Origin of the sequence: Burkholderia pseudomultivorans (genome assembly GCF_001718415.1) — a bacterium.
GTDB classification, from domain to species: Bacteria; Pseudomonadota; Gammaproteobacteria; order Burkholderiales; family Burkholderiaceae; genus Burkholderia; species Burkholderia pseudomultivorans_A.
Genome location: NZ_CP013378.1, coordinates 4303711 through 4317348 on the forward strand (window position 1 = coordinate 4303711; position 13638 = coordinate 4317348).

The 13638-nt window shown below is 68.5% G+C and carries 14 protein-coding genes and 1 riboswitch; of the genes, 7 read left to right on the forward strand and 7 right to left on the reverse strand.

Going from position 1 to position 13638, the window contains the following annotated elements; translation table 11 throughout:
- Positions 1-105 precede the first annotated feature (105 nt).
- Positions 106-1539 (forward strand): DEAD/DEAH box helicase, encoded by a 1434-nt coding sequence (locus WS57_RS32200; RefSeq protein ID WP_059513396.1) that lies wholly within the window; start codon positions 106-108, stop codon positions 1537-1539.
- On the opposite strand, the gene WS57_RS32205 is transcribed toward WS57_RS32200, so the two are convergent.
- Together WS57_RS32205 and WS57_RS32210 are read right to left on the reverse strand one after the other, a co-directional pair.
- Complete coding sequence (locus tag WS57_RS32205) at positions 1533-2039, reverse strand: hypothetical protein (protein ID WP_040128117.1); 507 nt, start codon at positions 2037-2039, stop codon at positions 1533-1535. The genes WS57_RS32200 and WS57_RS32205 overlap by 7 nt on opposite strands.
- Positions 2040-2114: 75 nt before the next feature.
- Positions 2115-2942 carry a ferritin-like domain-containing protein gene (locus tag WS57_RS32210; RefSeq protein WP_009690379.1) on the reverse strand — a complete coding sequence of 276 codons (828 nt, stop codon included), beginning with the start codon at positions 2940-2942 and terminating at the stop codon, positions 2115-2117.
- A 433-nt stretch (positions 2943-3375) separates the two neighbouring features.
- Here WS57_RS32210 and WS57_RS32215 point away from each other — a divergent pair, with 433 nt between their 5' ends.
- Together WS57_RS32215 and WS57_RS32220 are read left to right on the forward strand one after the other, a co-directional pair.
- Positions 3376-4155: a DeoR/GlpR family DNA-binding transcription regulator gene (locus WS57_RS32215; RefSeq protein WP_009690380.1), complete on the forward strand. Its 780-nt coding sequence runs from the start codon at positions 3376-3378 to the stop codon at positions 4153-4155.
- A gap of 309 nt (positions 4156-4464) precedes the next feature.
- Positions 4465-4662 (forward strand): hypothetical protein, encoded by a 198-nt coding sequence (locus tag WS57_RS32220; RefSeq protein ID WP_009690381.1) that lies wholly within the window; start codon positions 4465-4467, stop codon positions 4660-4662.
- Between the two features lie 91 nt (positions 4663-4753).
- Here the strand turns inward: WS57_RS32220 and WS57_RS32225 are convergent, their stop codons facing one another.
- The gene (locus tag WS57_RS32225) at positions 4754-5122 is read right to left on the reverse strand and encodes a hypothetical protein (protein WP_063888033.1); all 369 of its coding nucleotides are present in this window, start codon (positions 5120-5122) and stop codon (positions 4754-4756) included.
- A gap of 247 nt (positions 5123-5369) precedes the next feature.
- On the opposite strand from WS57_RS32225, the gene glpD reads away from it, so the two are divergent.
- The 3 genes from glpD (at position 5370) to WS57_RS32240 (ending at position 9289) form a co-directional block, all read left to right on the forward strand.
- Positions 5370-6893, forward strand: coding sequence for a glycerol-3-phosphate dehydrogenase (gene glpD, locus WS57_RS32230; RefSeq protein WP_059513393.1), 1524 nt, complete (start codon positions 5370-5372; stop codon positions 6891-6893).
- Between the two features lie 97 nt (positions 6894-6990).
- Entirely contained in the window at positions 6991-8493 is a 1503-nt protein-coding gene (gene glpK / locus WS57_RS32235; protein WP_009690906.1) for a glycerol kinase GlpK, read from the forward strand.
- Between the two features lie 79 nt (positions 8494-8572).
- On the forward strand, positions 8573-9289 hold the full coding sequence (locus WS57_RS32240) for an MIP/aquaporin family protein (protein ID WP_009690905.1): 717 nt from the start codon (positions 8573-8575) through the stop codon (positions 9287-9289).
- Between the two features lie 147 nt (positions 9290-9436).
- Here WS57_RS32240 and WS57_RS38230 read toward each other — a convergent pair whose 3' ends face one another.
- Entirely contained in the window at positions 9437-9559 is a 123-nt protein-coding gene (locus WS57_RS38230; protein ID WP_257786279.1) for a hypothetical protein, read from the reverse strand.
- A 43-nt stretch (positions 9560-9602) separates the two neighbouring features.
- Here WS57_RS38230 and WS57_RS32245 point away from each other — a divergent pair, with 43 nt between their 5' ends.
- Positions 9603-10289, forward strand: a complete 687-nt coding sequence (locus tag WS57_RS32245; protein WP_069245311.1) for an HAD family hydrolase — start codon at positions 9603-9605, stop codon at positions 10287-10289.
- 58 nt (positions 10290-10347) lie between these two features.
- Here WS57_RS32245 and ribB read toward each other — a convergent pair whose 3' ends face one another.
- The 3 genes from ribB to WS57_RS32260 form a co-directional block, all read right to left on the reverse strand.
- A complete protein-coding gene (ribB, locus tag WS57_RS32250; RefSeq protein ID WP_069245312.1) occupies positions 10348-11058 on the reverse strand; it encodes a 3,4-dihydroxy-2-butanone-4-phosphate synthase in 711 nt (236 codons plus the stop codon).
- 118 nt (positions 11059-11176) lie between these two features.
- A riboswitch (FMN riboswitch) is annotated at positions 11177-11325 on the reverse strand.
- A gap of 147 nt (positions 11326-11472) precedes the next feature.
- The gene (locus WS57_RS32255) at positions 11473-12156 is read right to left on the reverse strand and encodes a helix-turn-helix domain-containing protein (RefSeq protein WP_059513390.1); all 684 of its coding nucleotides are present in this window, start codon (positions 12154-12156) and stop codon (positions 11473-11475) included.
- A 258-nt stretch (positions 12157-12414) separates the two neighbouring features.
- Positions 12415-13590 (reverse strand): MFS transporter, encoded by a 1176-nt coding sequence (locus tag WS57_RS32260; RefSeq protein ID WP_069245313.1) that lies wholly within the window; start codon positions 13588-13590, stop codon positions 12415-12417.
- Positions 13591-13638 lie beyond the last annotated feature (48 nt).

Below are 13638 nucleotides of genomic sequence, written 5' to 3' on the forward strand. Positions count from 1 at the left end.
GCGCGGCTGCGGGAAACCGCGGCCGCGCCCTTTTGCTTTTTTGCGACGCCGGACCCGCGCGGGCCGCGCGAGGCGTCGCCACCATAAAACCCAAGAGTGGTATCTATGTCTTTTGAATCTCTCGGCCTGGCCGAACCGCTGGTCAAGGCGGTCAACGAGCTCGGCTACACGTCGCCGACTCCGATCCAGCAGCAGGCAATTCCCGCCGTCCTCGGCGGCGGCGACCTGCTCGCCGGCGCGCAAACCGGCACCGGCAAGACCGCCGGCTTCACGCTACCGATCCTGCAGCGCCTGCACACGTTCTACGCCGACCACCGCGGCGCGAAGCGCGCGGTGCGCGCGCTGATCCTCACGCCGACGCGCGAACTGGCCGCACAGGTCGAGGAAAGCGTGCGCGCGTACAGCAAATACCTGAAGCTGCGCTCGACCGTGATGTTCGGCGGCGTCAGCATCAATCCGCAGATCGATGCGCTCAAGCGCGGCGTCGACATCGTCGTCGCGACGCCGGGCCGCCTGCTCGACCACATGCAGCAGAAGACGATCGACCTGTCGGATCTCGACATCCTCGTGCTCGACGAAGCCGACCGGATGCTCGACATGGGCTTCATCCACGACATCAAGCGCGTGCTGGCGAAGCTGCCGCCGCGCCGCCAGAACCTGCTGTTCTCGGCGACCTTCTCCGACGAGATCAAGGCGCTCGCCGACAGCCTGCTCGACTCGCCGGCGCTGATCGAGGTCGCGCGCCGCAACACGACCGCCGAGAGCGTCGCGCAGAAGATCCATCCGGTCGATCGCGATCGCAAGCGCGAGCTGCTCACGCACCTGATCCGCGAACACAACTGGTTCCAGGTGCTCGTGTTCACGCGCACCAAGCACGGCGCGAACCGGCTCGCCGAGCAGCTGACCAAGGACGGCATCAGCGCGATGGCGATCCACGGCAACAAGAGCCAGTCGGCGCGCACGCGCGCGCTGTCGGAGTTCAAGAGCAGCACGCTGCAGGTGCTCGTCGCGACCGATATCGCCGCGCGCGGGATCGACATCGACCAGTTGCCGCACGTCGTCAACTTCGACCTGCCGAACGTGCCGGAAGACTACGTGCACCGGATCGGCCGCACGGGCCGCGCGGGCGCGACCGGCGAAGCCGTGTCGCTCGTGTGCGTCGACGAAAAGCAGCTGCTGCGCGACATCGAGCGGCTGATCAAGCGCGAGATTCCGCAGGAAGTGATCGCGGGCTTCGAGCCCGATCCGAATGCGAAGCCGGAACCGATCCAGCAGCGTCGCGGCCAGCAGCCGCGCGGCGGTGGTGGCGGCGGCGGCAATCGCGCGCCGCGCGCCGGCGGCTCAGCGCAGCCGGCCGCGAAGCGCGACGGCAGCCCGCAGCCGAAGGCAGCGAAGCCGCGTGCATCCGGCGGCAATGGCGGCAACGGCAACAATGGCGGCCGGCCCGCGGCCGGCGGCAACGGCGCACGCGCGGCGAACGGCAACGCCGCGCACCCGAACCGCAACCGTTCGTCGCGCAGCGGCCAGCGCGGTCACTGAAGCCGCGCGGCCGCGCGCCGCAGGTGCTCGACCTGGCGCTGCCAGCGTGCGAGCACCGCGGCGCGCTCCCCTTCCAGCGTGAACGTGACGCCTGTCGCGAGCCGCGCATAGCCGACCCGCTGCGCATCGCCGTGCGCGATCGTCGCAGCGAAGCCGGCCAGTCCGCCGACATCCCCTTCGAGCGGATCGATCTTCAACTGCGCCTGAAGGAACGCACCGTCCGCGACCAGCGTCAGCGCGGCCGCGCGCCGTTGCGCGAGCGCGCGCGCCGCGCGCGACTGCGGCCATAGCGCGAGCAGCAGCGTTCGCGCATCGCGCGCATAGATTTCGCCGACGCCGAGCAGCGTGGTGCGCAACTGGCCGTCGTCGGTCGCGACGATCAGCGACGCGGCGATGTCGGCATGACGCTCGAGCGCGGTGCCGTCGAACAGCGCGACGACGGCCGGCGGCCACGCATCGAACGTCCATTGTTCGAGCGTCTGGCGATGGGAATCGGTCATGATGGCGAGGCCCGGTTCAACGGTTCGGCAAAGGCAGGCGCCGCGGCCCGGCCGCGACGGGCCGCGCAGTGTGGATCAACGAAAGAACACGTGCTGCGTGAGCTTCGTGAGCGGATAGTGAACGCCCGGCTGGATCTTCGCCGGCAGATCGAGCGGCTTGAGCAGCATCTTCACGCACATGTCGGCCGACAGGTTGCGCCGCACCAGCGAATTGATCCGGGCAACGCGCGCGCGGTTGTATTCGTCGTCGCCGATGCGGTCCGGATAGCGGATCGCGAATACATGGCGCAGCGCGATCTCCGAATCCTCGTTCTTGATTTCCATCACGCGACGCATCAGCGCACCGAGCACCGCGAGCCGGCCGTTGCCTTCGAGCTGGTTGTACTTCTTGAAATATTTGAAGAAGTGCTTGTAGTGGCGCACTTCGTCGGTGCGGATGTTGTCGGTGATTTCCTTCAGCACCGGCTCGTCCGAGCACTCGTTGATCGCGCGGTAGAGCGTGGCCGTGCCCGTCTCGACGACGCAGCGCGCCACCATCTCGAGCGCGCGCGTCTTCTCGAACGCCTCGATCGAGCAGGTCTTCGAATACTCGTCGAAGAAGTTCGCGAACGCGGTGTCCCAGTCGAACTCGGGCCACACGTGCGCGATATACGCCTTCAGCGCGCGGCCGTGCTGCAATTCTTCGTGCTCCCATGCATTGTTGAGCCACGCGGAGACTTCCGGATCGTCGTTGAAGAACTCGCTCAGGTTGCTCGTGTAGAGATCCGAGCCGCTTTCGATGAACGACGCCGCGCACAGCAGCAGCAGCAGATCCTCGTTCGCCGCGGCACGCTGACGATCGATCCGGTTCAGGTCGATGTCCTCGATTCGCCACGGCATGACATGCGTCGTTTCGGTATGCATGGTGGTGCGCTCCCAGTCGCCGCGCCGCACGGTCGGCCCATGCCTTCTGCAGGCGCGGGCGGGGCCTTCCGCGGGCGGCGTCTTGCTTCCGTTATAGTGAGTTGGTCCGGCCGAACCATCATCCTGGCATCTTAGCCGGACTTTGAGGTTCGTGCTTCAGAGCACTGACCATACCCAACAGGCGCAGTTCCACGGCGTCTGTTGCCGCGCGTTAGACGAGTTATTCAAACCGTGTCGGCGCATGCGGGACGGCTGCAGCTGTCCGTCGAGCCGGCTGTTACGAAACTGGAAGCGACTCGTCAGCAAACGGGCCGCGCGACAGGCATCGTCGATGCCTGCGCGCATCGACTTCGTCGCGTGCAGGCGCCCGTGGAACGCACGCGGCCGACGCCCTTACAATACCCGCTCCGCCTTCACGCCCCGACCGCCAGCCATGACCCGAGATCCCCGCCTCACCCTCAACGCGCGCCAGCAGGAACTGCTCGAATGGGTGCAGCGCGACGGCTTCGTGACCGTCGACGATCTCGCCGCGCACTTCGCGGTCACGCCGCAGACGATCCGCCGCGACGTGAACTGGCTCGCCGACCTGAACCTGCTGCGCCGCTATCACGGCGGCGCGAGCCTGCCGACCAGCTCGGAAAACGTGTCGTACACCGCGCGCCAGCGGATGTTCCATGACGAGAAGCGGCGCATCGCGGCGCTCGCGGCCTCGCACATCCCCGACCAGGCGTCGCTGTTCATCAACCTCGGCACCACGACCGAGGAAGTCGCGCGCGCGCTGAACCGCCATCACGGGCTGCACGTGATCACCAACAACCTGAACGTCGCCTCGATGATGAGCGGCTACCCGGACTGCGAGGTGCTGATTACGGGCGGCATCGTGCGGCCGTGGGACAAGGGCATCGTCGGCGAGCTGGCGATCGACTTCATCCGGCAGTTCAAGGTCGACTACGCGATCATCGGCACGTCGGCGATCGAGCTCGACGGCACGCTGCGCGACTTCGACACGCGCGAGGTGCGCGTCGCCGAGGCGATCATGCAGCACGCGCGCACGGTCTACCTGGTGGCCGACCACTCGAAGGTCGGCCGTCCGGCGCTGGTGCGCCAAGGGCACCTGAGCCAGGTGCATGCGCTGTTCACCGACAAGCCGCTGCCCGACGAAATGGCCGACACGATCGCCGCCGCCGGCACCCAGGTGTACCTTCCGGAATGATCGTTGCGATGCTGCACCGCACCCGAAACTTCAAGTGAAATCAAGAAGTTGGCGGCGCAGCCGAACCGCTTGCGGGGCGCCTTCGTGTCAAACGGAAAATTAACGGGGCACGATTTGTCGTTGCCTGCGCACTCGACTAGACTCCAGTTCCCCGGCCTGCTTGCCCGTTTGCCCGTTCCGCCTGTGCCAGGGCGCGGACCGACGGCATGGCCGGCGAATGCAGCTTTTCCCCCCAAGCCATACCCCTCGGGGTATCGTGCGCCGGCGTTCGCGCCGGCCGCGCGGGCACCGGTCGCCATGGAGAGAACGATGCTGAGTCCGCATGAATTCGCCACGCTATTGCTTGTGAAGGACGCTCCCGATCAGACCAACATGGATCGGGACGAAATCGACGCACTGCTCGAACAACAACTCGTCCGCCTCGAAGGGCTCGGATCGGGCCGCAAATACTGCGTGACCGAGACCGGCGACGCCACCCTGCGATCCATCAAATATCGCTATTCGTAACGCCCCGCCGTTGCCGACCTGAGCGCGCCGGCCGGCCTCCCGGCCGCGCGCCGCCTTCCCCGCCGGTCACTTTTCCGCTTCGCCATCCGCGTCAGCCGCCGCGCAAGGTCGGATCGACCGCCGCGCGCCAGCTCACGGCCTGCGCACGCGCGCCGTTGAAATACGCGATCCAGCCGGCGCGCCCCGGCGTGTCGGGCGCCGCGTAGTGCGTCGCAAGTTCGTTTACGAACGCGCAGTAGTTCGTTTCCGACAGCCCACGATACCGTTTCGCCACATAGGCGTCGTACAGCGTCGAATAGACGGGCTGCGCGTCCGCGCCCCAGTCGCGCGCCGCACCGCCGCAGGCCGTCTGCAGGTCGACGAACGACGGCGCACGCCAGTTGCCCGCCAGCGGCGGCGTGCCGGCGCCGCACCCTGCCAGAACGACGGCGCACGCGCCGACCCACATCCCAATACGCATGATTCACCTCGCGAAAACAGTCGACTTCGGGGCCTGCCGTCGCTGACCATGCAGCGGCCCGTGTCGGCGGACCGCCCGCCGGCGCAAGGGCGTTATCGGCAGAACAGGCCCCAGTATCGTCCCGGATCGGCTTGCGCGCCACCCGCCCCTCTTTTTCGAACTTTACTTTTTCGATTTCGTTCGTTAGATTTCGAATTCGAACATTTTCTGTTCAAAAATACTTCCATCAGACGATAAGGACAGCAGGGTGACCCAACCGAATCGCTACGATCTGCTCGTCGTCGGCGGCGGCATCAACGGCGCGGGGATCGCGCGCGATGCGGCCGGCCGCGGCCTGTCGGTCCTGCTCTGCGAGCAGGACGATCTCGCGTCGCACACGTCGTCGTGCAGCACGAAGCTGATCCACGGCGGTCTGCGCTATCTCGAATACAAGGAATTCGGCCTCGTGCGCAAGGCGCTGCAGGAGCGCGAGACGCTGCTGCGCGCGGCGCCGCACATCATGTGGCCGCTGCGCTTCGTGATGCCGCACATGCCGAACCTGCGCCCGGCATGGCTGATCCGCATCGGTCTGTTCCTCTACGATCACCTCGCGAAGCGCGAGCTGCTGCCGGGCTCGCGCGGCATCGACATGCGCCGCCATGCGGCCGGCGCGCCGCTCGTCGATTCGATCCGGCGCGGCTTCGTGTACTCGGACGGCTGGGTCGACGACGCCCGCCTCGTCGTGCTGAACGCGCTCGACGCGAAGGAGCGCGGCGCCCGGATCCTGACGCGCACGAAGCTCGTCGGCGCGGAGCGCCGCGGCGACGAATGGGAAGCCCGGCTGCAGCATGCGGACGGCTCGATTCGCGTCGTGCAGGCGCGCGCGATCGCGAATGCGGCCGGCCCGTGGGTCGGCGAGGTGCTGCACGGCGCGCTGGGCCGCGGCGCGCAGCACAGCGTGCGGCTCGTGAAGGGCAGCCACATCATCACGCGCCGCCTGTTCGATCACGATCACGCGTACATCTTCCAGAACCCGGACAAGCGGATCATCTTCGCGATCCCGTACGAGCACGACTTCACGCTGATCGGCACGACCGACGTCGAATACACGAGCGATCCCGCGAAGGTCGCGATCGATCGCGACGAGACGCAGTATCTGTGCGATTCGATCAACCGCTACTTCAAGCGCAAGATCTCGCCGGCCGACGTGCACTGGACCTATTCGGGCGTGCGCCCGCTGCTCGAGGACGAGAACGCCGCGAACGCATCGGCCGTCACGCGCGACTACCGTCTCGAGCTCGACGACGGCGCAGGCGCGCCGCTGCTGTCGGTGTTCGGCGGCAAGATCACGACGTTCCGCAAGCTCGCGGAGGAAGCCGGCGACCTGCTGTGCCGCGCGCTCGGCCGCGAGGCGCCGGCCTGGACGGCCGGCGCGCCGCTGCCCGGCGGCGACATCGCCGGCGCAAAGTTCGACGCGTTCGCCACGCAGTTCGCGCAACGTCATGCGTGGCTGCCCGCCGCGCTCGCACGCCGCTATGCGCGCGCGTACGGCACGCGCGCCGAGCGCGTCGTCGCCGGCGCGCATTCGGTCGCGGATCTCGGCGCGGAAATCGCGCCGGGCCTGTTCGACGCCGAACTGCGCTACCTGCGCGACGTCGAATGGGCGACCTGCGCGCAGGACGTGCTGTGGCGCCGCTCGAAGCTCGGCCTGCACGTCGCGCCGGGCACGCTCGACGCCGTCACGGCCGCGGTCGATGCATGGTTCGCCGCCGCGCATGCACCGCACGCTTGATCAATCGCAGTTGAAGTTGCCTCACCGACGTTGACTCACCGACGCGCCGCGCGATGCGGCGCGCATCACAACTAATCCACGGATGGAGATGAGAGACATGCAGGACCAGTACATCCTCGCGCTCGACCAGGGCACGACGAGCTCCCGCGCGATGCTGTTCGATCGCCAGGGCAACATCGTGTCGATCGCCCAGAAGGAATTCGAGCAGATCTACCCGCAACCCGGCTGGGTCGAGCACGACCCGCAGGAAATCTGGTCGACGCAGGCGGGCGTCGCCGCCGAAGCCGTCACGCGCACCGGCCTGAACGGCACGTCGATCGCCGCGATCGGCATCACCAACCAGCGCGAGACGACGATCGTCTGGGATCGCGAGACCGGCCAGCCCGTGTACAACGCGATCGTCTGGCAGGACCGCCGCACCGCCGACTTCTGCGACGCGCTGAAGCAGCAGGGCCTCGAGGCGAAGGTGCGCGCGAAGACGGGCCTGCCGATCGACTCGTACTTCTCCGCCACCAAGATCCGCTGGATCCTCGACAACGTGCCGGGCGCGCGCGACAAGGCGCGCCAGGGCAAGCTCGCGTTCGGCACCGTGGACAGCTGGCTCGTGTGGAACTTCACGAAGCACGAGCTGCACGTGACCGACGTGACGAACGCGTCGCGCACGATGCTGTTCAACATCCATACGCGTCAGTGGGACGACGAGCTGCTCGAACTGCTCGACATCCCGCGCAGCATGCTGCCGGAAGTGAAGGCGTCGTCGGAGATCTACGGCCACACCAAGACCACCGTGTTCGCATCGAAGATCCCGCTCGCCGGCATCGCGGGCGACCAGCACGCGGCGCTGTTCGGCCAGATGTGCACGACCTCGGGGATGGTGAAGAACACCTACGGCACCGGCTGCTTCCTGATGATGAACACCGGCGACAAGCCGATCGAGTCGAAGAACAACCTCGTCACGACGATCGCATGGCAGATCGGCGACGACGTGCAGTACGCGCTCGAAGGCAGCATCTTCATCGCGGGTGCGGTCGTGCAGTGGCTGCGCGACGGCGTCGGCATCATCAAGACGGCCGCCGAAATCGAGGCGCTCGCCGCGAGCGTGCCGCATACCGACGGCGTCTATCTGGTGCCCGCGTTCGCGGGCCTCGGCGCGCCGCACTGGAACGCACGGGCGCGCGGCTCGGTGTTCGGCGTCACGCGCGGCACGAGCGCCGCGCACCTCGCGCGCGCGGCGCTCGACGCGATCGCGTACCAGTCGCTCGACGTGCTGGCCGCGATGGAAGCCGACTCGGGCATCAGCATCGGCGAGCTGCGCGTCGACGGCGGCGCGAGCGCGAACGACCTGCTGATGCAGTTCCAGGCCGACCTGCTCGGCGTCGACGCGGTGCGTCCGCAGATCACCGAGACGACGGCGCTCGGCGCGGCCTACCTCGCGGGCCTCGCGATCGGCTACTGGAAGAGCCTCGACGAAGTGCGCGACCAGTGGCAGCTCGATCGCCGCTTCGCGCCGTCGATGCCGAAGGACCAGGTCGAGCGCTGCATGGCCGGCTGGCAGCGTGCGGTGCGCGCCGCGAAGGCGTGGGCCGACGACACCCAGTAATCGTCAGACGTCCATAACGAAATACAACAACGGCGGGCCGCGCAGCGCGCGAGCCTGCCGAGACATACGAGAGACAAACATGTCACCTTACATTGCAGAATTCATCGGCACCGCGATCCTCGTGCTGCTCGGCAACGGCGCGGTCGCGAACGTGCTGCTGGCGAAGACCAAGGGCAAGGGCGCGGACCTGATCGTGATCGTGATGGGCTGGGCGATGGCCGTCTTCGTCGCGGTCTACGTGACCGCGTCGTTCAGCGGCGCGCATCTGAATCCGATCGTCACGATCAGCCTCGCGCTCGCGGGCAAGTTCGCGTGGTCGAAAGTCGGCGGCTACGTGCTCGCGCAGATGCTCGGCGGAATGGCCGGCGCGCTGCTCGTGTGGCTCGCGTATCGCCAGCACTTTGCGAAGGAAGCCGATCCCGACCTGAAGCTCGCGGTGTTCTGCACGGCGCCCGCGATCCGCAGCGTCACGCACAACGTGCTGACCGAAGCGATCTGCACCTTCGTGCTGATCCTCGGCGTGCTGTATCTCGCGTCGCCGCAGGTCGGCCTCGGCGCGCTCGACGCGCTGCCGGTCGGCCTGCTCGTGCTCGGCATCGGCATCTCGCTCGGCGGCCCGACCGGCTATGCGATGAGTCCCGCGCGCGACCTGTCGCCGCGCATCATGCACGCGCTGCTGCCGATCCCCGGCAAGCGCGACAGCGACTGGCGCTATGCATGGGTGCCGGTGATCGGCCCGCTGCTCGGCGGCGCCGCGGCGGCCGGCCTGTATCTGCATCTGCACACGACGGTCTGAGCGCGGCTTCACCGGCGCACGCGGCATCGACGGCCGCGCGTGCCGGCTGATCGGTTCGGCCGCCTGCGGCCGGGCCGGCATCGCGAGGCGGGACGATCGTCCGTTTTGCGCTCGCCTTCCCTCCCCCCTCGCGGCACGACTTCCCCGCTACTGCGCGGCCGCAGCCGACACCAGCGACTTCAGCTTCACATCCGCGTTCGCCACCTCGGCCGGCGCCACGTCGACGCCGCGCTCGACCGCTCGCGAAGCCCGCACGAAAGCACGTATCATGGCGGCATGATCGGCGTCGCCGACGCCCCGCCTTTTCATCACCATGCTCGATCACCTCATCTGCGACTGCGACGGCGTGCTCGTCGACAGCGAAGTCATCGCCGACCGCGTGCTGCTCGACACGCTGTCCGCCGCGTTTCCCCACGTCGATTTCGAAGCCGCCGCGAAGACGGCGTTCGGCCAGCAGACGTCCCGCTTCCTCGCGGGGCTCGAAGCGCGCTTCGCGATCACGATGCCCGACAATTTCATCGAGACCATCGAGCACAACATCGAGATCGGTCTCGCACAATCGCTCGCGCCGATCACCGGCGTGCGCGATGCGCTGCTGAAGGTCGGCCTGCCGGCCGCGGTCGTGTCGAACAGCCGGCTGGTGCGCGTGCGCAACTCGTTGAAGCGCGCGTCGCTCACCGAGATCTTTGGCGATCGCGTGTTCAGCTCCGAGCAGGTCGCGCGGCCGAAGCCCTACCCCGACGTCTATCTGCACGCCGCGCGCACGCTCGGCGTCGCGCCCGAGCGCTGCCTCGTCGTCGAGGACAGCGTGTCGGGCCTGAACGCCGCGCGCGCGGCCGGCATGAAGACGATCGCGTTCGTCGGCGCGAGCCACATCCCCGACAACTACGCGGACGCGCTGCGCGCGATGGGCATCACGCGGATCATGCGCAACATGGACGAACTGCCGTCGCTCGTCGAAGCCGGCATGCGCGGCGAATTCGGCGAAGTGCAGTCCTGACGGCCGCTCGGGCCCGTGGCGATGCAGCGGGCGCAGGCCGCGCCCGCTTCGTCGCCGCTCAGGCCGGCTCGCAGCAGCGCTCGCGCGCGGCGGCCAGCGCCTCGCGGAATTCGACGAGTTCCGCGATCGTCAGCATCGGCAGGCCGTGCTGCCGCGCGAAACGCTCGACGTCGTCGCCGCGCGTCATCGTGCCGTCCGGATTCATCAGCTCGCACAGCACGCCGGCCGGCTTCAGGCCCGCCAGGATCGTCAGGTCGACCGTGCCCTCGGTATGGCCGCGCCGCGCGAGCACGCCGCCGGGCTGCGCGCGCAGCGGGAACACGTGGCCGGGACGCACGATGTCGTGCGACTTCGCGCCGTCGGCGATCGCCGCGCGGATCGTCGTCACGCGATCGGCCGCCGACACGCCCGTATGCACGCCCTCGCGCGCCTCGATCGACACGGTGAACGCGGTGCCGTTGCGGCTCTCGTTGGTCTGCACCATCGGCGGCAGTTCGAGTGCGCGCACCCGTTCGTCGGTCAGGCACAGGCAGACGATGCCGCTGCACTCGCGAATCAGCAGCGCCATCGTTTCGGGCGTGATCCGCTCGGCGGCGACGATCAGGTCGGCCTCGTTTTCGCGGTCGTGGTCGTCCTGCAACACGACCGCACGGCCCGCGCGCAATGCGTCGAGCGCGGCCGCGATGCGCGGCGGCACCGGTTCGGAGTCGAGCAACGGGAGATCGGCAAAGGCGTCGGCGGGTGCCGACGAAACGGACATCAAGGACATGTGAAACGCTCCTCGCAAAGACGATTTGGGCGAAAAACGTTTCAGGGCATTGCAAACAGACAGAACGACAACCCGCTTCGCACGCAGCGCGAAGCGGCCCTGACGGACATGACTATCTGCACATCTTCTCTCATCCGGACTGTGACCGTCGGCTCTGGCATTCGACCAGATCTGCTGACCCCGCGCGGATGCGCGGGCGCTCGCGGGCTCGCCGGCTTACGCCAGCCTACCGCCGGTGGGGAATTTCGCCCCGCCCTGAAGACGCACTGATCGCCGGCCGCACCGTTATCGGTAAAAACGGTTGCGGGCCGGCGGGGCCAAGCATACAACAGCCGCGCGCGACGCGCAGCGAACTCCATCCAAAACCCTACCGACGACGCCGTCTAACGGCATCGTCCGAACTGCCGAGGGCCGTCAGACGGCCGCCTGCGCCGCGTCGGGCACGAGCCAGCGCGGCGGCACCTCGGGGCTCACCGTCACGCGAAACGCACGCGCCTCGCTGTCGCCCGGGTTGCGCAGGCTGTACGGCTGATCGGCGTCGAACACGATCGCGTCGCCGGTTGCGAGCAGCTGGCGACGGTCGTGCACGCTCACTTCCAGCGTGCCCTCGCTGACGACGAGGTTGATCGTCGTGCCGGGCGCGCGGCGCGTACCGGGCTCCGTGTGCAGCGGCGCGATCCGCAGTTCGTGGAATTCGGCTGCGGCCGGCTCGCCTTCCGGGTAGAGCGCGCGCGCCGAGAAGCGGCCGTTCGAGCTGACGACGCGCGACGCGCGCTCGGCCGCCAGATGCTCGAAACCGTTCACGGCGTGGCGCCGCAGGAACGCGGCGACCGACACCTTGAGCGCCGCGGCGATCTTGCAGAGCACCTTGATCGACGGCACGCTGCGCGCCGATTCGATCTGCGCGAGCATCGCGCGCGACACGCCGGACAGCCGCGCCAGCGCGTCGAGCGACAGCTGCCGCTCCGCGCGCAGCCGCGCGAGGTTCACGCCGACGACCTGCTCGAGCAGGTCGAGCGACGCGGCCGTGCGGGCGTCGGCGGCCGCGCCGGACTCGAAGGAGGACACATCGCGCACGAGCGCCAGGGGTGAAGACATAGCATTGCCTCCGGGCCGCTGCGCGGCCCTGCGAATGGGGTAAGCCGGGATCGGAATCGGGTTGCGCCACGCACGGCGCGTATCGAGACGCTATCACCCGGCTTCGCGCCGGCAAACGAAGTTATCTTCACACCGTTATCAGCATCGCGGAGGAATGCGTTTCGGCGGCGTCGGTTTGCCTGCGGAATGCGGGCGAGCTGCGGCGGGCGAACCGCAGCGGGCGAACTGCGACAAGCCAACCGCGCCGCCCCGCCGCGCCTATTGCGCGGCCGGCGCGCAGCCGCGTGCCGCATCGCGCGCGTCGAGCCGCATCGCCAGCCACGTGACGAGCAGCGCCGCGCACGTCACCGCGACGGCCACCCACGGCAGCGCGTCGAGCGCGAAACCGTGGCCGAGCGCGAGGCCGCCGAGCCACGCGCCGGCCGCATTGCCGACGTTGAATGCGCCGATGTTCAGCGTCGACGCGAGATGCGGCGCGCTCGCGGCCTTCTCGACGACGCGCGCCTGCAGCGGCGGCACCGTCGCGAACGCGGCGATCCCCCACACGAACACGGTGACGGCCGCCGCGACCGGCTGATGGCTGGTCTTCGCGAACACGGCCATCACGGCCATCAGCGACACGAGGATCGCGATCAGCGACGGCATCAGCGCACGGTCGGCGAAGCGCCCGCCGAGCGTGTTGCCGATCGTGAGCCCCGCGCCGAACAGCACGAGGATCAGCGCGACCGCGCGCGGCGAGAATCCCGTCACCGTTTCGAGGATCGGCGCGATGTACGTGAATACGACGAACACGCCGCCGAAGCCGAGCACCGTCATCAGCAGCGCAAGCCACACCTGCGGCTCCTTCAGCACGCGCACCTCGCGGCCGAGGCCGGCCGGCCCGCTGTCGTGCCGGTTCGGCAGCAGCACGGCGATCCCCGCGAGCGACAGCACGCCGAGCCCGGCGACGATCCAGAACGGCGCGCGCCAGCCGAGCAGCTGGCCGACGAAGGTGCCGAACGGCACGCCCAGCACGTTCGACAGCGTGAGGCCGGTGAACATCAGCGCGATCGCGCTCGCGCGCTTGTCGGCCGGCACCAGCGACGCGGCGACCACCGCGCCGATCCCGAAGAACGAGCCGTGCGCGAACGACGTGACGACCCGCGCCACCATCAGCATCGCGTAGCCGGGCGCGATCGCGCACAGCACGTTGCCGACGATGAAGATCGCCATCAGCAGCTGCAGCGCGGCCTTGCGCGGCATGCGGCTCGTCAGCACCGCGAGCAGCGGCGCACCGGCCGCGACGCCGAGCGCGTAGCCGGTGACCAGCAGGCCGGCCGACGGCAGCGACACGGCGAGGTCGCGCGCAACGTCGGGCAGCAGCCCCATGACGATGAATTCGGTGGTGCCGATCGCGAACGCGCTGATCGCGAGCGCCAGTAACGGAATGGGCATGACGTTTCTCCGGAAGGCTGCGGCGGGCACGCCGAAGGATGCCGCACC